This window comes from Cryobacterium sp. Y29 (assembly GCF_002929825.1).
Lineage (GTDB): Bacteria > Actinomycetota > Actinomycetes > Actinomycetales > Microbacteriaceae > Cryobacterium.
The window spans coordinates 15542-41314 of record NZ_PJJN01000024.1; the positions used below are offsets into that span (position 1 = coordinate 15542).

Annotated in this window: 22 protein-coding genes; 7 read left to right on the forward strand and 15 right to left on the reverse strand. The window is 61.3% G+C overall.

Translation table 11 applies throughout. The features are described 5' to 3' along the window. Nucleotides 1-15 precede the first annotated feature (15 nt). The 3 genes from CXY74_RS01885 (at nucleotide 16) to CXY74_RS01890 (ending at nucleotide 2748) form a co-directional block, all read left to right on the forward strand. Nucleotides 16-1200 carry a thiolase family protein gene (locus CXY74_RS01885; protein WP_104198866.1) on the forward strand — a complete coding sequence of 395 codons (1185 nt, stop codon included), beginning with the start codon at nucleotides 16-18 and terminating at the stop codon, nucleotides 1198-1200. After that, nucleotides 1197-1361 (forward strand): 3-hydroxyacyl-CoA dehydrogenase NAD-binding domain-containing protein, encoded by a 165-nt coding sequence (locus CXY74_RS18345; RefSeq protein WP_146070023.1) that lies wholly within the window; start codon nucleotides 1197-1199, stop codon nucleotides 1359-1361. Before CXY74_RS01885 ends, CXY74_RS18345 begins: the two co-directional genes overlap by 4 nt. Nucleotides 1362-1437: 76 nt before the next feature. Continuing rightward, nucleotides 1438-2748 carry an MFS transporter gene (locus tag CXY74_RS01890; protein ID WP_104198867.1) on the forward strand — a complete coding sequence of 437 codons (1311 nt, stop codon included), beginning with the start codon at nucleotides 1438-1440 and terminating at the stop codon, nucleotides 2746-2748. Between the two features lie 33 nt (nucleotides 2749-2781). On the opposite strand, the gene CXY74_RS01895 is transcribed toward CXY74_RS01890, so the two are convergent. Genes CXY74_RS01895 through CXY74_RS01915 form a run of 5 tightly spaced genes read right to left on the reverse strand, consistent with a single transcriptional unit; the run spans nucleotide 2782 to nucleotide 7945 of the window. After that, on the reverse strand, nucleotides 2782-3723 hold the full coding sequence (locus CXY74_RS01895) for an aldose 1-epimerase family protein (RefSeq protein WP_104198868.1): 942 nt from the start codon (nucleotides 3721-3723) through the stop codon (nucleotides 2782-2784). A gap of 29 nt (nucleotides 3724-3752) precedes the next feature. Beyond that, nucleotides 3753-4691 carry a glycoside hydrolase family 43 protein gene (locus CXY74_RS01900; RefSeq protein ID WP_104198909.1) on the reverse strand — a complete coding sequence of 313 codons (939 nt, stop codon included), beginning with the start codon at nucleotides 4689-4691 and terminating at the stop codon, nucleotides 3753-3755. A 54-nt stretch (nucleotides 4692-4745) separates the two neighbouring features. Continuing rightward, nucleotides 4746-5627 (reverse strand): carbohydrate ABC transporter permease, encoded by an 882-nt coding sequence (locus tag CXY74_RS01905; protein WP_233193147.1) that lies wholly within the window; start codon nucleotides 5625-5627, stop codon nucleotides 4746-4748. After that, complete coding sequence (locus CXY74_RS01910) at nucleotides 5624-6634, reverse strand: carbohydrate ABC transporter permease (RefSeq protein WP_104198869.1); 1011 nt, start codon at nucleotides 6632-6634, stop codon at nucleotides 5624-5626. Before CXY74_RS01910 ends, CXY74_RS01905 begins: the two co-directional genes overlap by 4 nt. 3 nt (nucleotides 6635-6637) lie before the next feature. Continuing rightward, a complete protein-coding gene (locus CXY74_RS01915; RefSeq protein ID WP_104198870.1) occupies nucleotides 6638-7945 on the reverse strand; it encodes an ABC transporter substrate-binding protein in 1308 nt (435 codons plus the stop codon). A gap of 219 nt (nucleotides 7946-8164) precedes the next feature. Between CXY74_RS01915 and CXY74_RS01920 the strand changes: the two genes are divergently transcribed. Then, on the forward strand, nucleotides 8165-9178 hold the full coding sequence (locus CXY74_RS01920; protein ID WP_104198871.1) for a LacI family DNA-binding transcriptional regulator: 1014 nt from the start codon (nucleotides 8165-8167) through the stop codon (nucleotides 9176-9178). 55 nt (nucleotides 9179-9233) lie between these two features. Continuing rightward, nucleotides 9234-11069: a glycoside hydrolase family 2 protein gene (locus tag CXY74_RS01925; RefSeq protein WP_104198872.1), complete on the forward strand. Its 1836-nt coding sequence runs from the start codon at nucleotides 9234-9236 to the stop codon at nucleotides 11067-11069. An 816-nt stretch (nucleotides 11070-11885) separates the two neighbouring features. Here the strand turns inward: CXY74_RS01925 and CXY74_RS01935 are convergent. Beyond that, entirely contained in the window at nucleotides 11886-12494 is a 609-nt protein-coding gene (locus tag CXY74_RS01935) for a hypothetical protein (RefSeq protein WP_104198874.1), read from the reverse strand. 218 nt (nucleotides 12495-12712) lie between these two features. On the opposite strand from CXY74_RS01935, the gene CXY74_RS01940 reads away from it, so the two are divergent. Then, nucleotides 12713-13783, forward strand: coding sequence for an FAD-binding domain-containing protein (locus tag CXY74_RS01940; protein WP_255409507.1), 1071 nt, complete (start codon nucleotides 12713-12715; stop codon nucleotides 13781-13783). A 240-nt stretch (nucleotides 13784-14023) separates the two neighbouring features. Here CXY74_RS01940 and CXY74_RS01945 read toward each other — a convergent pair whose 3' ends face one another. From CXY74_RS01945 to CXY74_RS01955, 3 genes are read right to left on the reverse strand one after another with little or no spacing between them, the layout of a single operon-like run. Then, nucleotides 14024-14212, reverse strand: a complete 189-nt coding sequence (locus CXY74_RS01945) for a DUF2945 domain-containing protein (RefSeq protein ID WP_233193151.1) — start codon at nucleotides 14210-14212, stop codon at nucleotides 14024-14026. A gap of 44 nt (nucleotides 14213-14256) precedes the next feature. After that, the gene (locus tag CXY74_RS01950; protein WP_104198875.1) at nucleotides 14257-14865 is read right to left on the reverse strand and encodes a hypothetical protein; all 609 of its coding nucleotides are present in this window, start codon (nucleotides 14863-14865) and stop codon (nucleotides 14257-14259) included. Further along, a complete protein-coding gene (locus CXY74_RS01955) occupies nucleotides 14852-15424 on the reverse strand; it encodes an RNA polymerase sigma factor (RefSeq protein WP_199183116.1) in 573 nt (190 codons plus the stop codon). The genes CXY74_RS01950 and CXY74_RS01955 overlap by 14 nt, the downstream gene beginning before the upstream one ends. Before the next feature lie 447 nt (nucleotides 15425-15871). Between CXY74_RS01955 and CXY74_RS01960 the strand changes: the two genes are divergently transcribed. After that, complete coding sequence (locus tag CXY74_RS01960) at nucleotides 15872-16213, forward strand: hypothetical protein (protein ID WP_146070024.1); 342 nt, start codon at nucleotides 15872-15874, stop codon at nucleotides 16211-16213. A 75-nt stretch (nucleotides 16214-16288) separates the two neighbouring features. Here CXY74_RS01960 and CXY74_RS01965 read toward each other — a convergent pair whose 3' ends face one another. The 6 genes from CXY74_RS01965 to CXY74_RS01990 all read right to left on the reverse strand — a co-directional run bounded on the left by CXY74_RS01965 (nucleotide 16289) and on the right by CXY74_RS01990 (nucleotide 25749). Then, complete coding sequence (locus CXY74_RS01965) at nucleotides 16289-17308, reverse strand: aldo/keto reductase (protein WP_104198878.1); 1020 nt, start codon at nucleotides 17306-17308, stop codon at nucleotides 16289-16291. 484 nt (nucleotides 17309-17792) lie between these two features. Continuing rightward, nucleotides 17793-20447, reverse strand: coding sequence for an AMP-binding protein (locus CXY74_RS01970; protein ID WP_104198879.1), 2655 nt, complete (start codon nucleotides 20445-20447; stop codon nucleotides 17793-17795). Between the two features lie 197 nt (nucleotides 20448-20644). Then, nucleotides 20645-22141: a beta-Ala-His dipeptidase gene (pepD, locus tag CXY74_RS01975; protein WP_104198880.1), complete on the reverse strand. Its 1497-nt coding sequence runs from the start codon at nucleotides 22139-22141 to the stop codon at nucleotides 20645-20647. A gap of 19 nt (nucleotides 22142-22160) precedes the next feature. After that, entirely contained in the window at nucleotides 22161-23168 is a 1008-nt protein-coding gene (locus CXY74_RS01980; RefSeq protein ID WP_104198881.1) for an ABC transporter permease, read from the reverse strand. Further along, complete coding sequence (locus tag CXY74_RS01985) at nucleotides 23168-24694, reverse strand: sugar ABC transporter ATP-binding protein (RefSeq protein ID WP_146070025.1); 1527 nt, start codon at nucleotides 24692-24694, stop codon at nucleotides 23168-23170. Before CXY74_RS01985 ends, CXY74_RS01980 begins: the two co-directional genes overlap by 1 nt. A gap of 5 nt (nucleotides 24695-24699) precedes the next feature. Then, complete coding sequence (locus CXY74_RS01990; protein ID WP_104198883.1) at nucleotides 24700-25749, reverse strand: ABC transporter permease; 1050 nt, start codon at nucleotides 25747-25749, stop codon at nucleotides 24700-24702. Between the last annotated feature and the right edge of the window lie 24 nt (nucleotides 25750-25773).

Consider the following 25773-nt stretch of genomic DNA (forward strand, 5'->3'; position numbering starts at 1 on the left):
AGAAACGAGATTGCAGTGTCACAGCAGAAGATAGTCATCGTTGACGGAGCCAGAACGCCCGTCGGGAAATACAACGGGGCCCTGGCAGCCGTGCCAGCACACCAGCTGGGCGCCATTGCTGCAGCCGCGGCAATGGCACGCAGCGGCATTGCCGCGGACGACATCGACGAGGTCATCATGGGCTGCGTCGGCCAAGCCGGTGCGGATGCCTACAACGCCCGCCGCGTCGCTCTGGCAGCCGGCGTGCCCGAGCGGACCCCCGCCTTCACCGTGAACAGGCTCTGCGGTAGCGGACTGCAGGCCATCTGGTCGGCTGCGCAGCAGCTGCGCTGGGGTGGAGCCGACGTCATCCTGGCCGGTGGCGATGAATCGATGTCCCGGATGCCCTTCCTGGATTACAACGCCCGCGGCAATGCCCGGCTGGGCGACCGCACCCAGGTGGACGGCACACTGGCCATGCTCATCGACCCGTTCAGCGAAAAACATATGGGTGTCACGGCCGAAAATGTGGCCAAAAAATACGGGGTGTCTCGGCGGGAGCAGGATGAGTTTGCCTGCGAAAGCCAACGCCGAGCGGGCACCGCGGAAGCGCAGGCGGTATTTCTTGCGGAAATCACACCGGTTCTGGTTCCCGGGAAGAAGCCGGTGGCGGTGACCGTCGATGAGTCGCCGCGCCCGGACACTACCCTCGAGACGCTGCAGGGGCTCCGCCCGGCGTTTCAGACGGGGGGAAGCGTAACCGCCGGCAACTCATCGGGAATCAACGATGGCGCAGCGGCCGTTATTTTGATGAAGGACAGCACCGCCCGCGACCGAGGACTCGGTGGCCTGGCCACTCTGGAATATATCGCGACGGCCGGGATCGATCCGGCGCTGATGGGTTATGCCCCGGCCCTAGCGCTGCGAAAACTCTTTGACGAGACCGGACTCAGTCCGGCAGACATTGAGATCGTCGAGCTGAACGAAGCCTTCGCGGCCCAGTCCGTCGCCGTCATCCGCGACCTGAAACTTGATCCAGAAAAGACGAACCCCTACGGCGGGGCCATCGCTATGGGTCACCCGATCGGAGCGACCGGCGCCATTTTGACCCTCCGCGCCGCCCGGCATTTGCAGCGCACTGGCACGGAATATGGCATCGTCACGCTCTGCATCGGCGGCGGCCAGGCACTCGCCGCTCTGATCAGGAGGTACGAGGCATGACGCCCCGAACCGGAATATCAAGAATCAAAACGGTGGGTGTTGTCGGCTCGGGCGCAATGGGCCGCGGAATCGCCGAAAGCTGCCTCCGTGCGCGCCGGACGGTGCCTCTTCATGACACTTCAGCCGAAAGACCGGAGCCAGGTCCTACCCGCACGACATAATTTCCGACTTACGACCCATCGACATCCCGCTTGGGTGGGATGACGTGAATATCTTGAGGCAAAGGAGCCTTTTCTGATGACCCAGATCGACGAGACCGACAACGACACAGCCCGAGAAGCCAGCGGCGTCACCGAACGGTCGAAACGGCGGGACCTGATCGCCAGCACTCTCGGCAACGTTCTCGAATGGTATGAGTGGAGCGCCTACGCGGTCTTTGCATCGTTCATCGCCGCTGCTATGTTCAACCCCGAAGATCCCATCTCCGGACTCCTCTCCACCCTGGGAGTATTCGCCGTCGGCTTCCTGATGCGACCGCTTGGCGGCATCGTCTTCGGCCTGGTCGCCGACCGGCGCGGGCGCAAATTCGTCCTGGTCACGACAATGCTCATGATGGCTGGCGGAAGCCTGGCCATGGCTGTGATGCCGACATATCAGAATGCCGGCGCCTGGGCGTCACTCCTGCTGCTCATGGTCAGGGTCATCCAAGGGTTTGCGCACGGCGGAGAAACCGCGACCGCTTATACCTACGTGGCCGAGATTGCGCCGCGACGCCATCGCGGGCTCTGGGGCAGCGCCGTCTTCATCGCTATCTTCGGCGGGTCGGTATTGGCCTACGGTGTCGCCGGCGGGGTGACCAGCATCATGCCCGACGACAGTGTCGCCGCTTGGGGATGGCGTATCCCGTTCATCCTCGGCGCTTTCCTGGCCCTTGCGGCTCTTTATATGCGACGCAACATGGGTGAGAGCGAGGTCTTCGATGAACACACGACCGGCGCCGAAAAGCCGGCCCCGCTGCCGAAAGCTCAGGTTGCCCGAACAATCGTGCTGATGATCGCCATGACTTCCGGGGTGACAGCGGCCCATTACACCTGGACCTCGTACGCCTCCACCTACGCAATCACCCAGAAAGGCATGGACTCGGGTACCGCCTTCTGGATGACCCTGACGGCCCAGTTGATCGCCCTGGCAACCCTGCCGCTCTGGGGGTGGATTTCCGACAGAGTCGGTCGGCGCCCGATGATGCTGATCTTCGCCGTACTCATGATCGCGCTTTCCCTCCCCCTGACTGCCATGATCACTGCGGCGGGATGGACGCTCCTGCTCGCCTCGGCGATCGCTTTAGTCATCGTCGCCATCCCCGGAGCTTTGCTCTCGGCCATTCTCTCCGAGAATTTTCCGACCAGAATTCGTACCCGGGCCATCGGTTTCGCCTATTCCATTTCAGTGGCCGTGTTCGGCGGCACCGCTCCCTACTTGAACGCCCTCCTCAACTCGCTGGATGTTGGCTGGCTCTCCAGCGTGTACATCATTGTTCTCTGCGCGTGCACAGGGATCGCCTGTTTCATCATGAAGGAAACGAAGGGCATCGACTTGAAAGACGCCTGATTCTGTGGTCGGCGGTGGTGCGGCGTTACCTAACTAGTCGATGGCTTGAATCGTCCACGAAGCGCCTGCCGAGTCTCCTGGCTGAAGGACGTTCAGGTTCACCCCGGAGTTGAAAGCATCCGGCGGGCAGGTCATTGGTTCGACGGCGAGTCCGATTCTGTCAATCGAGGGTTCGGGTTGGTCGGCCGTGTGCACTTGCACCCAGGGGCATTCGCCAGCCCAGGCCAGTGCCACTCCACTACCCCCGCTTGTCGTCACTCGAACCGTCGCGTTGCCTTCGTCGTCCCGGTCCAACCTCGTGAAGGCATGGTCGATGAAGGTGTCATTGATCGTCCGTGGCGCGCGAAAGTCAAATTCGGTGAGATCACTTTCGTCGACGTCACGAAGGCGCAGGGGAATGAGACGTTCAGGAGTCACGGTCAGTATTTTCCTGGCTGGGAGTTCGAGCGTCCAGTCGTTGACACGGCCGTCGCCCGCGACAAGGTAGGGGTGCGGAGCGATACCAAACGGGGCAGCATTTGAGCCGGCATTCATTGCCGTCACAGTCGTTCGAAGGCCCCCAGCGTCAAGGGCAAAAGCCACCTCCAGTGTCACCCGGTGCGGGTATCCAGGTTGCGCCTCGATAGTTGCTTCGACAACCAGCCGACGGGTCGTCTGCCTCACCACAGTAAAGTCCAGCCAGGACGCGAGTCCATGGAGTGCATGTCCCCTTGACGGCTCGGTAATACTCAGCTGTTGCTCGACGCCACCGAATGTGTACCTTCCATCAACGACTCGGTTCGGCCACGGTGCCAAGATGGCGCCGCGAAAGAACGGTCGCACCTGCTCGGCATCGAACGGCACGATGAGGTTTCGCCCGTGATACTGGAGCGATCGAATGCTCGCGCCGATGCTCGCGATCGAGGCGGTGTAGCCGTTAGCCTCGAGAACGAATTGTGTTCCCGACAGCGGCCTGCGCGAGACAGAATTTCCCATGGGGCACCATTCAGTTGGAGTCGGATTGCTTAGTCGGGGATCACGACCCGAGGAATGTCGGCGTCCCAATCAGCCTCAGCAACATGCAATGCGCGGTATGTGTAGTCCTTGTCCCACGCATGGAAAACGATGTAGTCCTTACCACCCACGTCCATGACCAGGTCTTGGCCACCAGGCCCGCGATAGACACCCCCCGAGGTGTCGGTCGAGAGGATGGGGCCAATCTCCTTGGTCCACGGGCCGTCGATTGAGGCAGCCGTTGCCGCACCGACGGCGTAATGGTCACCTCCGTAGGAGTTCGCGGAGTAGAGCATCACAAGTCCTGAATCTCGAGCCACAATGGTCGGAGCCTCGATAAGGTTGCCTTCCCAGTCTTCGGTTTGCTTCAGGATCCTGATGGGATCGCTCGTGAGGCTGCGTCCATTCGGAGAGAGCGTAGCCGCTTGAATCCACGTGTCGAGTTCGCAACAGTTCCCGTCATTTTTCCAAACGAGGTACAGGACGTCGTCGATGACGACCGTGCTTGCATCGATTGCACCACCTTGGTCTTCTGGACACACGATCATGGCGTCGCCCTGAACGGTGAATGGTCCGGCTGGATCGGTGGCCGTGGCAACACCGATGCACTGCAGCGTTGGCGCAAAATTCGTCGCTGTAAAGTACATCACGAAGGAGTCGTCGGTGAGTCGCGTTACTTCGGGTGCCCAGGTCTTCCCCGGAATGATCCAGCTCGGGAGCTCCGGCAACGCGTCGGGAAGGACCTTCCAATCGAGAAGATCGGCGGACGAGGCCACCTGCACGTTGCGGTTGTTGTCGTTGGTGGCATAGGCGAAGTACGTGCCGTCCACTTTCACCACGTCGGGATCCGCAAAATTCACGTTGAGTACGGGGGCGCCAACTGTGGCAAGCGTTGGGGGCGTTGATTGCTCTTCGGCTGCCGTGCAACCGGTCATTGCGCAGGCGGTCATAATTGCTGCAGACACCCAGGCTAAAGATGCGCGGTGAGCCGACTTCATGGGGTGCTATCCCTTGACGCCGGAGCGAGAAACGCCCTCGATGATGAAGCGCTGGAGGAAGATGAACAGCGCGAGCACTGGCACGCTCGCGACGACCGCGCCGGCCATGAGTAGGTCATAGCGCACAGCATTTGCGGATTGAAGCGTGGACAGGCCAGCAGGCAAGGTTTGTACCTCCGGGCTGAACAAGACGTAGACGGGCCAGAGGAAGTCATTCCAGTTGCCGAGAAAGGCGAGCAGCGCGAGTGTTGCGAGAGCGGGTTTGGCGAGCGGCAGAATTACTTGAGTGAAGATCACGAATCGGTTCGCCCCATCGAGCCGGGCCGCCTCCTCTAACTCGATCGGCAGGCCCACAAAGAACTGTCGCATGAAGAACACTCCAAAAGCGGATGCCGCCGTTGGAACGATGATCGCGACGAGCGAGTTGAGCCACCCCAGTTCACTCACGATGAGGTAATTGGGAATCACCAGGATCACCGGCGGCACCAGCAGAGTCGCGACGATGATGACGAAGACGAAGTTCTTGCCGCGAAACTGCATTCGTGCCAGCGGATACGCCGCGAGTGACGCCGTGATGACGACCAGCGTGGCGTTGAGGGCGGCTGCGACCATGCTGTTTGCGAACCATTGCAGCACGGGTGTAGCGGTGCCGGGAGCGAGAATAGACGCAAAAGCCTGTAGAGAAATCGGATTGGGAATCCACGACGGTGGAATAGCAGTCGCGTCGGCCCGGGTCTTGAGGCTGGTCACGATCATGAAGATGATCGGGCTGATGAACGCGATCGCGATCGCGCCGAGAACGACGACTCGAGTGATACTGCCACTCCCCCGGCGTGTTCGTGCTCCCGCACGCACCGTCGTCGTTGTCGTTGTCGTGAAATTACTCACGAGCGCACCTCCTTCTCGAGCTTCTTAGGCTGTTTCTCGCGAAAGATATAGAAGACAAAGGCGCTGATGGCCATGAGGAAGATGGTTAGTACGTAACTCATCGCTGCTGCGCTACCCATCTGAAAGTTGCGTAGACCTGTGTCGGCGATCTGATAAATAGCCGTGCGCGTTTCACGTCCGGGGCCACCCTGGGTCATGAGATATGACTGACCGAACATATTGGCGGATGCGAGGAGGGTGATGATCGTGATAAACGACAGGATAGGCCTGAGCCCGGGAATCGTCACGTGCAGAAACTGCATCCATGGTCCGGCCCCATCAACCCGCGCGGCTTCATAGAGCTCAGTCGGGATGTCCTGAAGACCGGCAAGGTAGATGACGGCGTTGAATCCGAGAGTCCACCACACAGTCACTCCCACGAGCGCGACCCAGGCCGCGGGCGTCGTAGTTGTCCACGCGGTATCGTCCGGGAGTCCGAGGAGTCCCAGATAGTGGTTCACGAGTCCAATGTTGTTGTCGAGCAGGTATCGCCAGAGTACCGAGATGACGGCGACGCCGAGCACGTAGGGGGCGAAGTAGATGGCTCGGAGAAAGTCTCGCCCGGGAAACTTTTTGCTCATGAGAAGGGCAACGGCGAGTGGGACGATCAGGAGCAACGGCACGCTGAGTGCCGTGAAGATTCCGGTGGCCCGCATTGATCCCCAGAACGGTCCAGAAACCGTCGATCCGGGCGAGAACAAGGCGACGTAGTTATCGAAGCCGACAAAGGGCTTGTTTGGCAGCGTGTAGTCCCAGGAATGGAGACTGATCCACACCCCTAGAACTGCCGGGAGGATGACGAAGCCGCCAAACAGCAGCAGGTACGGGGCGAGAAAGAGCCAGGGCGTTGTGATCCACTGTTGCCGAGTGCCCGTTCGTATTCCACGGTTCTGCGACCTCGGTTCGGAAGCCGAGGGGCGGCGCGCCCTCCCCGTAGGGAGGACGCGCTCACCGACCTTCGTCGACATTGGTCAGCCCCCGAACGAGGCTTTGTTGTCGTCCATGAGTTTCGTCGCCGTACCGGCAGCTTTTTTGAGAGCCTCACTTGGCGTCGTTGCTCCTTGAACCCCGTCGGCGACCGCAATTTCGAGGGTCTCGGCCTGCACTCCACCGATCCCGGGAATGGGCGGCAGGAAACGCATCGAGTTGATCGTCTCCGCGATGGCCGCCTGCGGGAGGCCGTCGAGAGCGCCCGCATCGCGTACCGATTGACGAGCGGGGATCATGCCCGAGCCTGCCCACTCGGCCGATTGCTCGCTCATCCAGGCGATGAATACCTTCGACGCGTTGACTTTGTTCTGGTCGGCGTTGCTTTGGCGCGGAAGGAAGAAGTTGTGGGAGTTGGCCCAAACAGCGTCTGTTTCGCCGATTGTGGGAATCGGGGCGACCGCGTACGGAAGACCGGACTCGGCGAGATCGTTGATCTGCCAGATGCCGTCCCAGCTAATCGAGGTCTCACCGTTCTTGAAAGCGACGTATTGAGAGTCGATGGCGACGTCACTCGGGCTGTAACCGTCGTCCACGATAGAGCGCTGCCATTCAAGTGCCTCTACTCCGGCCTCTGAATCAAACGTGGCTCCGTCGTCGCCATACGGTTCACCGCCGTTCTGCCAGAGCAAGGAGAGATTCATGAGGTGGCTTGGCCACCTCGTCGGCATCCAGAAGGGAGTTTCATAGCCAGCTGCCTGAAGTTTGTCGAGGGCATCTTGCAAGGAAGCCGCATCGGTTGGGGCCTCCGTGATCCCCGCGGCGGCGAAATGTTCGGTGTTGTAGTACATGGCTAGGGAATGCACGTCGAGCGGAATGCCGTATCGGGCGTCCTTATAGACGCCAGCATCCCAGACGTCCTCGGTAAAGTCATCCGACGTCAGACCCAATTCTTCGGTGAGATCGTCGATGGGTACGATGACGTTTCGTGCGGCATTGGTCGCGAGCTGGTCCAGGTGCATCACGCCGACGTCCGGGCCCTCTCCAGCAGTCACCGCAGCGGGAAGACGCTGGTAGAAGTCAGTCCATTGCATCGTGTTTGAGACAACCTTGATGTTGTCGTGCTCCGCGTTGAAGTCGGAGACCATCGTCTCCATGAACGGGCCATCACCGCCGGTGAATCCGTTCCAGTAGGACAGCTCAACTTCAGGTCCGGCGTATTCACCGGTGAAGGGCTCACTTGCCGCCTGGTCGGTTCCGCCCGCGGAGCATCCGGCGAGAACCAGCACAAGTGCGGCACCGAGAGCGGTGACCCCCAGTACTCGCCGCCCGGAGAAGTCTTTCTGCTTCATGATCGTTCGTCCTCCTCATTGAAAACATCGCTCAGCGACCCATGCGCAAAGCCGGCCTCATTCTCTCCGCACGTAACGGTGCGTCAAACAAGTGCCTACAGCCAATGTACAGCGCTAGAAAGATATTTGTTTACATATGGCAAATCCGACCCACGTGCCGTTTCCAGCACCAGCTGCAGTCGCCCTAGGATGGTCCGGACCGGACTGGACGGGACAAACATGGCAAGAATTCGACTCATCGACGTTGCGGAACTTGCAGGCGTGTCCATGAAGACCGTCTCGAACGTCGTTCACAGCTATCCCCACGTGGCTCCAGCCCTTCGCGAGAAGGTGCAAGCCGCCATCGACCAGCTGGGGTATCGCCCCAACCTGACGGCACGGCGCTTGGCTACCGGGAAAACCGGAATGATCGCCCTGGCCATCCCGGAAATCGACCACCCGTACTTTTCGGAGCTATCACGCCACATGGCAGAGGAAGCAACCCGGCGGGGATACCGCGTCATCATCGAGCAGACGTTGAGCGATCCTGATTTAGAGCGAGCGGTACTCATCGATCGCGAAGCGGGACTGGTCGACGGCGTGATCTTTCACCCCGTCCGCATGGAAACGCTTGACATTGCCAAGCTCGATGCTGGCACTTCCCTGGTTTTACTCGGCGAGGCCGCCATACCCGTTATGACCGACCACGTGATGATCGACAACGTCTCGGCCGCCCTCGATGCTACTCGGCATCTTGTGGCAAGCGGATGCCGTCGCATTGCCTTCCTCGGAGTCATCGCGGCCGACATCACTGGTTCGACAAATCAGCGTCTTCTCGGCTACCAACAGGGCCTGCTGGAGGCAGGGGTTCGATTGGATCCCGAGCTCGTCTTCACTGCGCTGGAATTCACGGCGGAGGCCGGCCTTCGTTCAGTCACTGAGGCGATCGAGCGCGGGGTGCGTTTCGACGGCGTGGTCTGTCGCGACGACCGGTTCGCGATCGGCGCGCTGAAGGCCCTCCATGATTCCGGGCGCTCGGTACCCGGTGATGTAGCCGTGGTCGGCTGGGACAACACCTTCCTGGGTGCATACACCTCCCCGACGCTCACCTCGGTGGCGCCAAAGAAGACCGAACTTGTCGCGGCTGCCTTCGATCTCCTCGAGGAACGAATTGCTGGATATCGAGGCGTTGGCCGGCACCTGATCGTGGGGCATTCGCTCGCAGTGCGCGAGAGCGCTCCACACACTCCCTAGCGTCTCCAATCTCGCCAAATTTTACAGCGCTGTAATTTGACGGCATGATTGCGGTATGTCACGTTCTCTCCGGTTTTCTGCCAGTGCCCAGGGTGGCGTGTACCCCCGCCCCCAACTTGTTCGCCAGACTTGGCACGACTTGGCCGGTGAGTGGGCATTCGAACACGACGACCGGGACATTGGCAGGAACGAGCGCTGGTTCGCAAATGCTTCGCACCTGAGCCAGGTCATCACAGTTCCATTCCCCCCCGAGTCGGAGTTGTCCGGAATCAGCGACCCTGGCTTCCACCCCGTTGTCTGGTACTCGCGCGTCATCAGCGCAGAAGACGTGGCCGCGAGCGGTCGTTCTTTAGAGCGTGACCGGGTGATACTTCATTTTGGGGCGGTCGACTACCGCGCATCTGTATGGATCGACGGCCAGTTCCTTGGGTCACACGAGGGCGGCCAGACGCCGTTCTCCTTTGACGTGACCGAAGCGCTGACGCTCCAAAAGGACTGCGTGCTCGTGGTTCGTGCTGAGGATGACCCTCACGACGTCGCTCAGCCGCGCGGCAAACAGGATTGGCTTGAAGAGCCGCACGTGATTTGGTACCACCGTACGACGGGCATTTGGCAGCCGGTCTGGCTCGAGTCTGTTCCAGACCAGCGCATCGAAGCACTGAATTGGACCCCGAATGCGCAGGCTGGGAACGTTGAGATCGAGGTGGGCCTGAGCCGACGACCGGCGAGCGGTGTAAGCGTGCAGGTGGAACTGTCCATCGCGGGTGAAATCCTTGCGAGGCAGTCCTTCTTGACTCTGGAGCCGCGCTCTCTGGCAACCATTCAGATTGCGCGACAGTCAAACGGTCAGGCCTTCGAGACTCTGTTGTGGTCGCCGGAAAACCCGCGACTTATTGACGCGCATGTGTCAATCATTGCTGACGACGGGAGCATTCTCGACGATTCTTACTCGTATTTTGGGTTACGCAGCGCCAGCGTCGCCGGCGGTAGGTTCCTACTCAATGACCGACCCTATTTCGTACGATCGGTGCTCGAGCAGGGATACTGGCCACAGTCCCACCTCGCTGCCCCTTCAGCCGAAGCCCTGCGCGCCGAAGTGGAGCTCATCAAGGCCCTCGGGTTCAACGCCGCAAGAATTCACGAAAAGGTCGAGGACCCCCGATTTCTTTATTGGGCGGATCGGCTCGGACTTCTCATTTGGGGTGAAATGGGGAGCACCTACGAGTTCTCTTCGGAGGCAGTGTCGCGAGTCACCCGCGAATGGACCGACGTGGTGCGCCGTGACCGATCACATCCGTCGATAGTCACTTGGGTTCCCCTCAATGAGAGTTGGGGCGTTCAACAGATCGCACATGACGACGCCCAGATGAGCTTCGCCCAGTCGCTCTACCACCTGACCCGATCGCTCGATCCGAGCCGCCCCGTCATTTCCAACGACGGCTGGGAGCACGCGATTTCTGACATCCTTACGATCCATGACTACGCGGGTACGGCCGAACAGCTCGATACCAACTACCGGGACATCGACGCCATCCGTGCCCTCGTTGCGGGTATGGGCCCAGCTGGCCGCCGCCTCCAGCTCATCCCCCGGGAGATCGAGGGTCAGTCGATTATGGTCACTGAATTCGGCGGGGTCAGCTTCGCGCCGGACGCTGCCAATGACTCCTGGGGCTACACGACAGCAACGAGCCATGAGGACTTCGAAAGTCGAGTGTCAGGTCTCGTGGGCAGCCTTCGGGACAACCCAATACTCTCCGGCTTCTGTTACACCCAGCTAACGGACACCATGCAGGAGACGAACGGGCTGACAGACGCGAATCGGAAGCCCAAACTGCCGATCGCCGTCATCCGCAGCATTGTGTCCGGGGAAGGCGCGCGCCCCCTCGAGTGACGGCTGAAGGATCGAGACCCATCAGATTGTCACCGACCCATCAGGTTGTCACCGAAAGTTTGGGAAAATCGCGGAATTCCCTGAATCTAGGGGGAACTGATCGGATCGTCTGTTCTGATACTAGCCGGTTGTCTCGGGTCGTCCACAGTCGAATTCGGTGAGTAAACGGTAGGCGCCGGCCGGAGATGAGTATCGGTCTGCTTGCGCTCCTCACGAAACTCAAGCTGACCATTGTCACCGATCGAATTCGCGCTGCAGGGCAAGACTGCCGGGACATCGAAAAAGGGGAACGCCAAGGACAACCAACCATCTGCAGTTTCTTGCGGAGAACGCGCCCCGCGCCGAAGACGGGCCAGGTCGCCCAGGCACAGATAATGTGCTGCACCCATGGTCGCGTAGGAGGTCCCGCGTTGCGTTTCCTGTGCTTGGGCGTCAGCTGGCGCCTGCTACTTTCCCTTCCGCTGTTCCGCGGTGTAAACCATAAGCAGAGGCTCTCCCACCGCTCTCAGAACCGACCCCGTCTGATAGTCAACCTGAGGCACCTTAGGGACAAGATTGCACGTTGTTGTGTAACCCGCCTTCGCCTCTCGATTCATCTTGTACAGGAAAGCGAACTGCAGATACAGCGCCCAGATAAACGACAGGACCGCAACAGCGAACATAGGGAGCATCCAGGGCTGGATCGTTTCCTCCGTAGCTCCCGCAAGAAAATAGCTTGCCGCGGAAATGCCCGTGGACCCAAGGAGAATATTCCCCAGAGCCGAAGGGGACGGGCCATTTCGAGCGCGGTCGGTCCGGGGAGCATATCTGACTTATTCACCGTATTTGCCATCCTCGTTGTGCCCACTTGCCTGTACCAACGACGGTACCCGTAGTGTCGGCCATAAAGCCAAAGTTTCCCGCACCAGCCGCAGCCGCAGATCCAGAGAGCCTAAGGAGTGAACCCCCTGCGCCGCCAGCCAGACCTACGAGAGCCATGGTGCAGCCGATATCGATCCCTTTCCTGCAGGCGATGGCGGCACTGGCTCCCGACACGACGACAGCTGCAACCGCCAGCACGGGCAACGCTACGGGTCCCGTCAACACGATCGCGGTAATGAACAGCGCAGCGCCCAAGACACCAAGACCAATTGCGACGGCGTCCCATCCGTCGTTGCCCGCTGCGGGTGCCTTCGCAGGTGCTTTGTTTGCCCCGCGCTCCGATATGGCACGTGAGTTCGGCTCCCCCGTCTGCTTGTTGATGTCCGGTTGGCTACTGATTTTCCTAGCTCCACACATCACGGCCATGCACATCATGCGCTGACCGCTCAAGTCCAGATTGTTAATGGGGTCGGCCGGGTCGTCGTAGGAGTTGGTGACGCCTCCCTCAACCGGGTCAACGGAGAGGAACCGACCCAGGGCGGCGACATATTGCCGCTGCGTCAAATCTGCACCCGGGCACCTGGTACGGATGATTACGACCGTATCTACAGCTTTATATCGGCGAGCGTTATAGTGACCCGGTGATCATTGACCTTGCTGGTATCTCCGCCGAAGCCGTTGTCGATCAACACCTGTCGCACCTCGTGAGTGATCGAATCAGGGTAAGTCCCGACATCCGCGGCGGCCAAACGGCGGCGGATGCTGCGCTCGCCGCGTTTGACGTGACCGGGTATGCCGCGACGCGCAACCGAGTACTTCCGGAATCGGGTCGCGGAGCCTCCCGGTTATCGCCCTACATACGCCACGGGTTGCTTCCTCTGCGGGAAGTCTGGAATGCGGCCGCCGCAGGTCCGGCACCGGATGTCTCCAAATTCCGTGACGAATTGCTCTGGCAGGAGTATGCCCGACATTTATATGCTCGTGTTGGCATGCATCTGCATCGCAATTTACGGTTCGATGTTGCCTGGTCGGGGGAATTTGCGCCGGCGGCCTGGCCGCGCGAAATGGCCTGCGTCGACTGGGCGCTCTCGAGTTTGGAGACGGACGGCTGGCTGGTGAACCAGTCTCGTATGTGGCTCGCCTCGCAGTACACGGTGCGATCCGGGGCAGGCTGGGTGGCCGGTCAGGAGTATTTTCATCGCCATCTGCTCGACGGTTCTCGCGCAGCCAACCTGCTCGGGTGGCAATGGACGGTTGGCGCAGGCTCCAGCAAACCCTATGGGTTCGCGCGTTGGCAGGTCGAGAAACGCGCGCCCCAATTGTGTGCGGCGTGCCCCCTCAACCGCAACTGCCCGATTCAAAATTTTCCTCCAGACCGAGATCTGCACCCAGTTTTGAATCCGACTCCTCTGCTCGTGCGGGACGACGATCTTGCAACCACCCAGGGTCCCACCACTGTCGTCGAGCGCTCCACGCCGAAATCGGTCTTGTTCACGGTCGAATCTCTGGGCGATGCGGATCCTGCTCTTCTTGCGCATCCACAGCTGCCGGCCGTCTTTATCTTTGACGAACCAGCCCTTGCGAAACTTCAGCTTTCGAGCAAAAGGTTGGTTTTTTTCGTCGAGACACTGCAGGACCTGGCCGCGCGGCACGAGGTGATCGTACATCTCGGAGACCCGAGACGAATCGCTCCAGAACTCAGCGCCGCGATCACCTGGGCTCCGGTTCCGAGCTTCGAGAAATACGCCGGGACCGCGGTGGAGCTTCATCCATGGCCCTGGCTTGCCCAACCTCACGCCGGCTCTGTCCAGAGTTTTTCGGCCTGGCGCAAGAACCTTACGCGGCCGAAATAGCCTGAAAGTGCGTCACTGACCGGTGTGCTCAATAACATTCCATGTAGAAATCGACCGTGCGCGCCAACAGATGCGCCGACGCCCGAATCGCCAAGGCTGGTTCCTGGCGCACCTGCCCAGCGGCAGGTCTAGATTTGCCGCTGGCCAACGCTGAGTTTCCAATGGTTAGGGTTGTGCTGCTCTACATCCATCGCAGTCCGGCCGAGTATGACGGGGCAGCGGCCGCACACTCCATGTCCTCTAACGTGGCGACAGCTTGCGAAGGGCGCTGGCCTTGTGCGCGGCTTCGGCATCCGTCTTTTCTGATTTCACGATAAAGGCCGGCTCATCTTTCGAGGCGTGAAACGTTTGGCCCGCAAAGTCGAAGTCGCTCGTCTTCTTCTCGACTACCTCCCCCTGAGTTCGTCCCTGAGATGTCGCCCAACTCACCCGGTCGCCTGTGCTGAAGTCTGTCACTGCTTTGCGGGCCTGGATCAGCCAGGGAACGCTGCGTCGTAGACCGCGCGGAGCTCGTTGCTGTCGGCCCCGGTTACGCCGCAGCCGGTGATCGTTCCATCGACTGCGCCGACGAGGTAGCTCTGGCCGACCTCGAAGGGCACGCCCGAGAAGTCGGAGGCCACCGCATCGACCTGTGCTACCTCCACGCGGTCGGCGACGTCGCCGGTGAAGCGTTCCGTGACCTCCAACAAAATGGTGTCGCCCTGGATCTGCAGCACCGTCGCGGCGAACGCCTGCTGCTGCGCCGCGATGGTCGCCGGCTCGAGCACGAGGCAGCTGCCGCTCGCGAGGCCTCCGCCGATGGGAGTCTGCAGCGTCTCGACGGTGGGTTCCGGGCCGCCGAGCACGAGGGGCGCGACGATTGCAGCGGCGATGGCGAGGCCGGCGGCGACACCGACCACCGGCCTCCACCGCCGAAAGTCGCGTCGCGGCGCCTCGGGGGTGACGGTCCTGTTACTGGAGGACTGGTCGGTCATGATCTGCTCCATTCTGTGGTCGAGCCACGTCGGCGAGGCAGGGGGCAGCGCGCGGGCCGGATCAGCGGCGCGCAGCTGATCGCGCAGAGCACGGTCATCGTCGTGCATCTTCGCTCCCTTCGTCGTAAGTTATATGTCCGGTCGGATTGCCGGATTTCAGTAGCTCCTGTTTGAGTCGCGCCTTTGCACGGTGGAGTCGGATCGCCGCTGCGTTTGCGCTGATGCCGAGCACAACGGCAAGCTGCGGGCTCGTCAATTCGTCCCACGCCCACAGCCGGAGGATTTCGGCGTCGTTTCGACGCAGGCCAGCGAGGGCCGCGGTCAAGCGGGCCGCCTCGGCTGTGCCATCGACAGTGGACGCGGCGGAACTCTCCTCCGCAGCGGCCGGTGGCGGATCGATAGCGATGATGCGGCCGATGAGACGGGCGCGGCGACGCTCGGCACGTCGGGCGTTGCTGAGGCACTGCCGCGCGACGACGATCGCCCAAGGCAGGGCGTCGTCGGGCACCTCGTCGAGGCGGCGCCAGCACACCAGCAGGGTGTCGCCGATCACGTCGTCGGCCGTCGCGGCGTCGGTACGGCGGTGCAGGTAGCGGCGCACCGGGTCGATGACGAGCACGACGAGGTTGCGCATCCGCTTCTCGCGGTTAGTGTCGGTGTCGGTCACAACTCTCATACTGAGGTATGTCCGGCAGGGCGCGGGGATTTCATGCGACATAGTCTCGCACCGTTTTACCCTGTCAGCTTCCCGCGCGGGTCAGCCCGTCGGGTGGCTTCGCGGACGCCCGCCACCTCCGCGGCTGGGTGGCCGCATCGGGAACGCGGCTGGGGCGCGACCGGTAGCTCGGGGACTTCAAGCACCACCGGCGTTGCCGCGACAGAGGCACATCGGCAAACCGTGCAGGTGATCAAAGATTGTCGTATCCGGGGGCGCTGCGCTATCCCGCTCTTGGGCCAGGAATTCACAGCACGGTCGCCCGATTCCAGCTGTGCGCGATAACGGTAAATCTCCTTCCTCCGACTACTTGCTGATCGCAGGAATCTCAGCCCGAAAGACGGATTCTCTGCGAACACTTTCATCTCGTGGAATCGGTGGCTCATCTAGCATGGCCACATGGGCGAGATACAAGCTGGGCAAAGCGGGGGTTCCAGATCAAACCTCTCGCGTCGGGTGCGCGTATGCATGGTCGTTCTCGGCGCCGTGGCAGCCGTCATCGGACTCGTGCTCCTTCTACTGCCGAGCGGGCAAGCGAGCTTCGGCTGGTTCGCCTATGCGCCGCTCAGCAATTCGCCATTCATCCCGCCAGGTGTACTGGTCTCGCCACACAGTCAGATCGGGATCGTGCTGTTCGTTATCGGATTGGCAATGCTCGCATTCGGTGCCGGCTGGATGCTCGGGCACCGCCAGGCCGCACGTCATCAACGATTTCCCGATCCGGGCAGCCCGGGCATCTGAGAACTTTCCCCTGCTTCGCCCGCGAGCTCAGTGGCGCAGCAACTGAACAAACTGGGCGATTGCGGGCTTCTACACCTAGTCGAGCACGCGGGAGCGCTGATCGCGTCCCGCTTCGCCGTACGGCCACGCCGAGGGCTCCGGGTCGCTTGCTGTGTTGAGCGTTGCAAGGTCCACTGCGGTGAGCGCCACGTCGAGGCTGCCGAGGTTGTCGGCAAGCTGTTCGGTGGTGCGTGCGCCGAGAATGACCGAGCTGACCGCCGGTTGCGCGCTCAACCAGGCCAGTGCGATACGCGACATCGACTGACTGTGAACGTCAGCCAGACCTTGCAGCGCCTCGAGTACACGCCACGTCCTCGCCTGGGCGGAGCGCAGGTCGTAGGCCTCGACGCCGCGCTGGGGATCCTCGCCCAAGCGAGTCGCGCCCGAGGGGCGCTGGTGCTGCGAGTACTTGCCAGCCAGCCAGCCGCCACCGAGGGGCGACCACGGGAGCACTCCTAGGCCGTTGGCTTCGCAGGCAGGCAAGATTTCCCACTCCACCTCGCGCGCCAGCAGATTGTATTGCGGCTGCATTGAGATGAGCGGGAACCGACCGCAAGCGGCCGACGCTGCCTGAGCAATCTGCCAGCCAAGGAAGTTTGAGAGGCCGGCATAGCTAATTTTTCCCGACTGAACCGCAAATTCAAGAAACCCGAGAGTCTCATCAAGCGGAGTGATGGGGTCCCACGAATGCACCTGATACAGGTCGATGTGGTCGACGCCTAGCCGCCGCAACGTGCCGTCGAGCGCGCGCCGCAGGTGCCGGCGCGACGTGCCAGAATCGCGCGGGTCCACGCCGACGGGAAACCGCCCCTTGCCCGCAATCACAAGCCGGTCCCGCGCGACAACACTTTGGCCGCGCAGCCATTCACCAACGATCTCCTCCGACTGTCCACCGCTGTACACATCAGCGGTCTCGAGCATGGTGCCGCCGGCCTCCGTGTACTGATCCAGCTGAGCATGCGCCTGCTCGGCGTCAGTTTCGGCACCGAAAGTCATCGTTCCCAACGCGAACGAGGAAACGGCGAGCCCGGAGCGTCCGAGGGTGGTGTACTTCATACTTGAGTGACCTTTCTAGAGCGACGAAAGCGGAGAGCGTGGTCGACAAACGCCGACGAATGCTTCCACGTCGGCATCGACCCGCAGGTCAATTGTCCATGATTCGGGTCAAGGAATTGGCGAGGCCGGATTCGCAGGTGTGCGCCTGGCCTTGCTAAACGGCGAGACAGTGTTACGGCGTCTTTGATCGCTGTCTTCACTTCGTCGTCACCGCATGGTTGTCTTCGATATCGGCTCAGCCTTCGAATGACATTGAGCACGACACCTGTCGCGACCTGAACATCGAGGTCGATAGGACACTCCCCCATCGCTCACAGACGAACGGGAGAGTCGAGCGTTTGCACCGCACTCTCCGCGCCTCCCGAATTGGAACCGCTGACCTGCATGGTGTTGAAAAACGCTGTCACTCAGCGGGACGTGACGCCAGGGTCGGTGTCACCGCCGGTAGTTGTGGCGTCGTACCGCACCGGTATGTGGTGGCGTTTCAGTCGGTTGCATGTGGCGATCCGTCACGGCGTGACAAAGCAAACTCCTGGCCCCTGCTACCAATGGGGACAGAGTGGTTCAGCGCGCGGCCGCCCAGGCGATACAGGTACCACGCCGTAACTCCGATGGCGAGTGACAGGACCGTCCCGAACCAGGGAGCGCTGCTCTCCCAAGCCGGGTAGACGACCCAGTGGGTGAGGTAGATGAACAGGGATGCGCTGGCCAGAAGTCGCACGGCCGGCACGAGGACCCGGTGTATTCGCAGCCGCTGTACCCAGATCAATAACAGTATTCCGCCCACTACAACCGCTTCGCGCGCTGGATCCCCGAAGAAACCGGCCGTGGCGACGATCGCCGCCACGGACACTGCCAGTCGCTTTCCCCGGCTGTCGGCCCGCGCGATGACCCACCCGAGCAGGAGAGACCACAGCACAGTGATCACGGCGTAGCGTTCAACACCTTCAGCTTCGATCCCCACGAGCGCGAACCGGAGCGTGACCGCTGCCACAAAGAGAGCAACGGAAAACATCCAAGGATGTCGGCGCTCAAGACGATCGATGGGGCGAATGAGGAACATGGCCGCCAGGCCGAGCATCGTCCAGACGGCGGCTTCGAGGAACCAGAATTGCCATTGCTCGTTCCAGCCCCCATCGCCGGGAACAATGTTGTTGACCAACAAAGTGGTGGTCCAGGTGTACTTGCCGGTGGACACCGCGACGGCACCGATCCACAGCGCGGCCGGAACCGCGATTTGGGCTGCGCTCGCAAACAGGCGGCGAACCCGCGTAGCCCCCGCCACGTTGGCAAGCTGGAACCTGGCCAGGTTGTACCCAGCGACGGCGAGCAGCAGATGCGCGCCGCCCTGCAGTGTGATCAGGTCAGCATGGGTGGCCACGATCAGCACGATAGCCACAGCACGAAGAACGGCGGGAGTCTCTACTCGGGGAAAACGGCCCCACCACCCCGTGCCTGCCGCCGCTCCTCCTGTGTGCGATTCGCCAACGGCAGTGCGATCAACACCTGGTGAAGATCCTTCGGCCAAGGAAGCAAGGGTCTGAGCCGATTGGATGGGCCAATTTCGCGGCAGTGCACCGAGCAAATCTTCCAGCCGCAGGGTCACCTCAACGTAGCTCAACGAATCCCCACCAAGCCCGGCGAACGAGTCGTTGATGGTGGCGTCGGGTCGCTCGAGCAACACGATGAACAGATCACGAATCACGTCGGCGGTTGCGCCGTGCCCGGCATTCACCCCTGCCAACGTCTTTTCGGTGTCGACCATTTCGGCGTACCGCACGAGCGCGGCAAAATCGGCCTTGCCACTGGCCGTATGTGGAAACTCGCTGATGGAGTAGACACGTATCGCGTGAGCGGGAATACCGAGTAGTGCAGCGGCGCGGGTTCGTGCGCGGTCAACGGAGCGGGCCGATCGGACGAATACGAGCACGTCTTCTCCGGTGCTCGCGGTACGAGCTTCGAATCCCTCCTGAGCCAGGAGGCGCTGAACGGAATCGAGGTCAACCCGGAGTCCGTACACCTTCACGAATCGGTTGAGGCGGCCGACGACCTCGAACATGCCGTCGTCGGCCTGCCGGGCAAGATCGCCGGTGCGAAGCTCGTGGACGGTGCGCCCGAGGGCGAAGTCTGCGGGTGTTTCTGCGTAACCGAGCATGACGTTGGGGCCTTGGTAGACCAGCTCGCCGACATCCGTTCCCGGCGCAGCATCGATGCGTAGGCGACCGCCAGGGATGGCGCGGCCGATTGTGCCAGCGGCCTGGGAGGCGAACTCCGCGGGGACGTACGCCATGCGCGCGGTTGCCTCTGTCTGCCCGTACATAACGAAGAATTCGAATCCACGACGTTCCCCGAGGCGTGCAAAGCGGCGCACCGTGTCGGGGGCGAGGCGGCCACCGGCTTGGGTGAGGTAGCGGATGCTCGCGGGCAACCGATCAGTGAACTCGCCCGCCTCGAGCAGCTCAAAGGTATACGGGACGCCAGCGAAAGAGGTGATCCGGTGCGTCGCGGCCTCGTCCCAGAACGCCGCGTCGGCCACCGACCGTTCGGTGAGGACAACGCTCGCTCCCGCAACGAGATGACTGTTCACCACGGAGAGCCCGTAACAGTAATGCAATGGGAGCGTGGTCACTGCCCGGTCAGCGGGTGTAAGACGCAGATACGACGCTATGGCGTGTGCGTTGCTCAACACGTTTTGTCGCGATAAACGCACGAGCTTGGGAGTCCCGGTCGACCCGGACGTGCTCACCAGCAGAGCGAGGTCATCAGCGAAGCTGTGCGCGGAGCCGGGCCGTATCTCCCGCAGAGCCGCGTCACCCCCGCTGCCGGCAAAAAGGACATCAGGATTGAACCGGTCAGCGAGCGACGCGCGAAGAGTCCGCGATGCTTCGTCGTCACCAGGCGGGACTAGAAGTACGGGGTGTCCGCCTTCCAACGCTGCTAGGTACGTAACGATCGACTCGACGGCGTTGGTCGCCTCCAGCATCACCAATCGCCGGACACTGCCCAGCTCGTGTCGACGTGCAGCGGCCAGCTGGGCCACCTGGGCATAGCTGACAGTTTCACTGCCAGTGACGAAGGCGACGTCCTCGTCTGCTCCACTGAGGAGCCTGAGTTGTGGAGCGGGTATGGTCTGGAGCACGGAACACTTTCGAACGATACGTAGGAGCTTGTTAGGTAAGGATAACCTACATACGTCTACAACCCTATGTCTTCACAATCCGATCGTCGAGGTCAAGTCGGACGGCTGCCCTGAGTCACCTTCGCGTCGCAGAATCGCGTTCTCTGTGTGATAGGCGGAAATGACCCGCAACCTCGTTGTCCCTGGACCGCCCCTGCCTATCCCAGTCGCGAAACGACCATCTTGATCAGCGGCCAGACACGTTCCACGGACTTGTGATTCACCCTCTCCGCGGAGGAATGCAGGGCCTGAAGCTCGGTGCCGATCGAGATAATATCGTCGACGGGCACCCTCCTGCTGAACATGCCGAGCTCAAGAGAGCACTGAGACACCTCAACGTTGGGCTCCTTGCCGAGCACGTCACGATAGGCCGCAGATGCCGTTGCCAGGAGTTGGGATTGCGGACGATACGGGAACTCCGGGGCGTCGAGGCCGTAGAGATCACAGACGACACCACCACCGGCGAGCGCCACGAGCGCCTGTACTCGCTCGATCAACTCGTGTTTCCTCGTGGTCAGGGCCGACGTGACCGTCGACATCACACGTGCACCGTCAGCAGTCGGACGCAACGTTCCGACATTGTTCGACGTCTCCACGCGACCGGGGACATGCAGATTCCAGCTGACCACCCCCTGAGGGATAAGGCGCAAAACGGTCATGAGCCGGAGCCCGGCGGCATGCGAAAATGCAACTTTAGGACGTACTGCATCCTTCAGCTCGACGCGAATGGCGGGGTCAGAAATCTGGTACTCACTCTTGAGATTTACGTCTAGCTCGGCGATGAGAGCCTCGATCGCATCCGTGTCCGCGTCCTTAAAGAGGATGACGGCGGAGGCATCGGCCGGGATCGCACTATTTTGAGCACCGCCAAACGGATCGGCAATGCGCACCTCATGCTCACCGGACAGCCTGTGGACCGCGCGGGCCAGCACCTGCAGGGCGTTCGCCCGCTCCAACTGAATGTCGAATTCGCAGTGACCACCATTGAGCCCGCGCACCTCCAGCGAGCGCGCGCGGGTCAAGGTATCCGGTATTGGTTCGAACTCCCCCGGGACATCAATTGTGAACGTCACGTCCCCGCTGCACCCCGCGAGGATCTCTTTGTCGGTTATCCAGTTGAAGTCAATCATGCGGCGCCCAGCGAGTTGGGTGACGTTGAACTGTCCGGCCCCCACCTTTCCCTTCTCTTCCATGGCTGTGAGGACTGCCTCCAGCGGCGGATGAGGAATGTCCTTCGATTCCAGCAGTGCGAGGATGTAGGACACTCCGATTCCGTTGTCCGCCCCCAGAGACGTTCCCGTCGCCGAGATGTACTCGCCGTCGACGACGAGGCTCAACGGTTGGTTCAGGAAGTCGAATTCGACACCTTCGGCCTTTTCGCAGACCATATCCAGGTGGCCGTGCAGAATGAGCGGCGCTGCCTTCTCCAGGCCTCCCTGCCCTGGCTTTTTGACGAGTACGCAGTGCAGGTCATCCTGTGTCGCCTCGAGTCCGAGCGAGCGCGCGAAATCTACGACCCAGTTGGCGACCTGTTCCTCGTTCCCTGACCCTCTGGGGATGCTCGTGAGCACTTCGAAGAATCGGAATACCTCGCGGGGTGCGAGGTCCCTGAGCACGCCAGAGTTGGTCGCTTCGATGACGTCCACTGCAGACATATGTGATCCCTCTCGTTTCTTACTTGACAATGCTTGATTTGTTGCGCGACATGGTGAGGGCAACTACCCCGATGATGACCGCGCCATAGACCAAGCTCTGTGCCTGGGCGTCGATGCCGACTGCGGTCGTCGCGATAGGAACCAGGGCAACGGTCAACGCTCCGAAAATTACTGTGAGCGGATTGACGACACCCCCGGAGATTGACGTTCCTCCGATCAGAGCTGCGGCGATGGCGGGAAGCAGCAGGTCGCTGCCCAGCCCTGTGGGTGACGCAGACCCCGCCTGCGCGATGATCGCGATGCCGGCGAGTCCGGCGGCGAACCCCGAGAGAGCGAAGGCCAGCACCTTGAGGGACCGGGTTCGAACCGCAGAGAAGATCGCGGCTGATTCGTTCTTGCCGATGGCTGTCATTCCGCGGCCGACGCGGGTATAGCGCAAAAGTACCCAGAGAGAGACCGCAAGAAGCACGCCCATCCAGAATGTCATCGGCACATTCGCGATTCCGCTTTCGTAAAGCGCGTGAATGCCCTCCCCGTTACTGGCGACGTAGACCGTCGTCCGGCCGCTGGCTACGAGCGCGACTGCTTGAAAGATTCCCAGCGTGCCAAGTGTCAGGGCGAAGGACGGTACTTGCGCGTAGGCGACGATCAAACCGTTCACGGCTCCGAAGGCGGTGGTGGCCAGGAGCACGATTACCGGCGATAATCCCGCTACGGGCCCGAGAGTGAGCGCGAGCAGGATTGCTCCCAGCAGGCCAATCGCGGCATTCGACAGGTCGATCGACCCGACGTTGAGCACCATTGCCTGCCCGAGTGCCAGCAAAAGGATAGGGGCCGACGACGACGCTATTATCGCCAGTCCTCCACTCCCGATGAATGCTGGCGTGAGAATGGCAACAACGATGAGTATCGCGAGGAAGATGACGATTGGGCCAACCGCATGCCAGCCTCCGATGCGTTTCACGGACGGCAACTTTCCGCGGGCAGGAACGGCGACCTTCGTTCTCTCGCTGTCAATCTTGGTCATCACAGCATCCTTTCGAGCAGGTCCAGGGTCGCGGGATTGTCGTGCCCGAGGTCGAAGACGCCTGAGATCCGGCCGTCTCGCATCACCACGATGTCGTCGGCGATGTCTAGCGCTTCATCGATCGTGTCGGGAATGAGGATGATCGCGGTTCCTTCATCGCATACCGACCGAATCTGCGCATTCACGGTTTCGGCCGCGCCCGGGTCGAGGCCTCGAAGCGGATGGTCCAGCACGAGAGCCTTCAGATGCGAGGAATTCAACCACTTGGCGAGGACGACCTTCTGCTGGTTGCCGCCAGAGAAGTCCTGCAGCATGTGCTCCGGCTCGCGAGGCCGAATGTCGAGCTTCTCAAACCACGCACGTGCCAGAGACAGCCTGCGTCGGGGAAGCTCGAACGGCCCGAGGGCTGCGGAGCCGGGATGCGTGAGCGTGATATTTTGATCCGCCGGCATTTCCCCCACCATTCCTTCTGTCTTCCGCTCCGCGGGGACGTAGCCCACACCAAGAGCAACGGCCTTCTTGATGGACAACTGGCGCCCAGAATAGCCCGCGATCGAGACCGATCCGGAATCGAAGCCTTCGGCGCCGAATATCGCTCGCGCCACGGACTCGCGGCCGGAGCCGCTGGTACCCAGGATGGCCAGGATCCGGCCGGGGTAGGCATCGATCGACACATCCGCGTAGGAGCCCGCCCGGGTGAGGTCGTGGATCGAGATGACTGGACTATTCGCCGGATCGATACTGCGCCGGCTTCGAACGGCAGCGTGAGTTTCCCGGCCGACCATGAGACGGAATAGTTCCTCTTCGGTTACGTCATCGACGGCGCGGTCGGCGATCAATTCACCGTCACGCATGACGACGACGCGATCGCAAATCCGCATAACCTCGTCGAGTCGGTGCGAGACGAAGATTACCGAGCCGATGTCGCGAAGCTTGGAGATTTCCCTCTCCAGGATCGCGGTCTCCGTCCTCTCCAAAATCGCGGTCGGTTCGTCGAGGATCACGAGAGGCGTCGTGTGACTGGCGGCACTCACCCGGATCGCCCGTGCGATTTCGACCATCTGGCGATCGACGAAGGACAGGTCGCTGACCCGCGTCTTCGGATTCAAGTGCGATCCGATCAGGTCGAGAGCCTGTGCCGCGTCCGCGTAGAGGCGTCGCCAGTTGTAGAGCCCAAGCCGGTTGACACCGCCTCGGCCGATTGGGGTGTTGACCTCAATATTTTCGGCAATAGTGAGGTTCGTGAATAGTGATTGCTCTTGGTGAACGACCCCGATCCCCGCGCGCAGGGCATCGGCTGGCCCGCGGAACTGGACTTCCCGTCCGTTGACCGCGATTGTCCCTTCATCGTGCCGATAGTTGCCCGACAAGATCTTCAGCAGCGTAGACTTGCCCGCGCCGTTCTCGCCGATAAGTCCAATAACCTCACCGGGTTGGATGCTCAGGGACACTCCTCGAACGGCACGATTAGATCCAAAGCTTTTGGAGACATTGTTCAGGTGAAGCACAGCAGGAGTTGTGGTCACGTCGCTCACTTTGCCACCCGCAATCTGTCACGCTGCGACCATGCGGCAAACACAATGGCTGCGACCAGAATTGCGCCGGTGACGGCCGATTGATAGCTCGACTCGACGCCGGAGAGGATGAGTCCGTTGTTGAGGATCGTCAGCAGGAATACGCCCAATACGGTGCGCAGGATTCCCCCTTTTCCGCCGCCGAGGTGAGTTCCTCCGATGACAACTGCAGGGATGACGATGAAGAGCACTCCGGAGCCGACTGTGGGCGACCCGATGTCGAGTTGAACAGTGGCGAGGATGCCGCCGAGTCCACTCAGCACAGCGGCGATGGCGAAGACGGCGACCTTCACAGGGAAAGCGGGAAGGCCCGCCGAGCGAACGATCGTCTCGCTGTTTCCTATGGCAAGGGTCACGCGTCCGATCCGGGTGTTGCGGAGAACGAGTATGCCCAGACCGATGACGAGCAGCGCCACCCAGAAGGAGTTAGGAAGGCCAAGACTAATTCGCGAGGTCCAGCCCTTGAGTCCTTCATCCTCGAGACGAGGGAGAAGGTCGGTTCCGTACAGCATGGTGGCGATTCCTAGCCCGACGTACCACATCCCCAGAGTGACGATAAATGAGGGAACCTTCAGTGCGGTGAATATGAGACCGCTGGCGACTCCGAGCAGGAGGGCCACGCCGAGGGCGATAACCCAAGCCCACGGCCCCAGGTCTGCTCCCCCGCGCGAGTTGTTACTCAGGAGTATCCAGGTCATCCCGGTTGCCCCCATGACCCCCTCCACGGACAAGTCGATGGAGCCGAGGAGAATGACTAAAGTCGCGCCCACGGCGACAATCAAGGGGATGGCGGACTGGGTGAGTACGTTCTGAATGTTGGACGCGGTCAGAAAACGTTCATTGAGCAGGGAAAACACACCGATAAGAACGGCGAGGGCCACGAGTAAACTCAGTGGCTCGGCGAGACCACGGAACCGAGCGCGGCGCTCGATGCCGGACTCGCGGATCCTGATCGCGGTGGTGGTTATGCCACCCGCGCCCTGTTCCGACAAGACTTTGTGAACCATGAGAAATCTCCTCGTTGATACCGA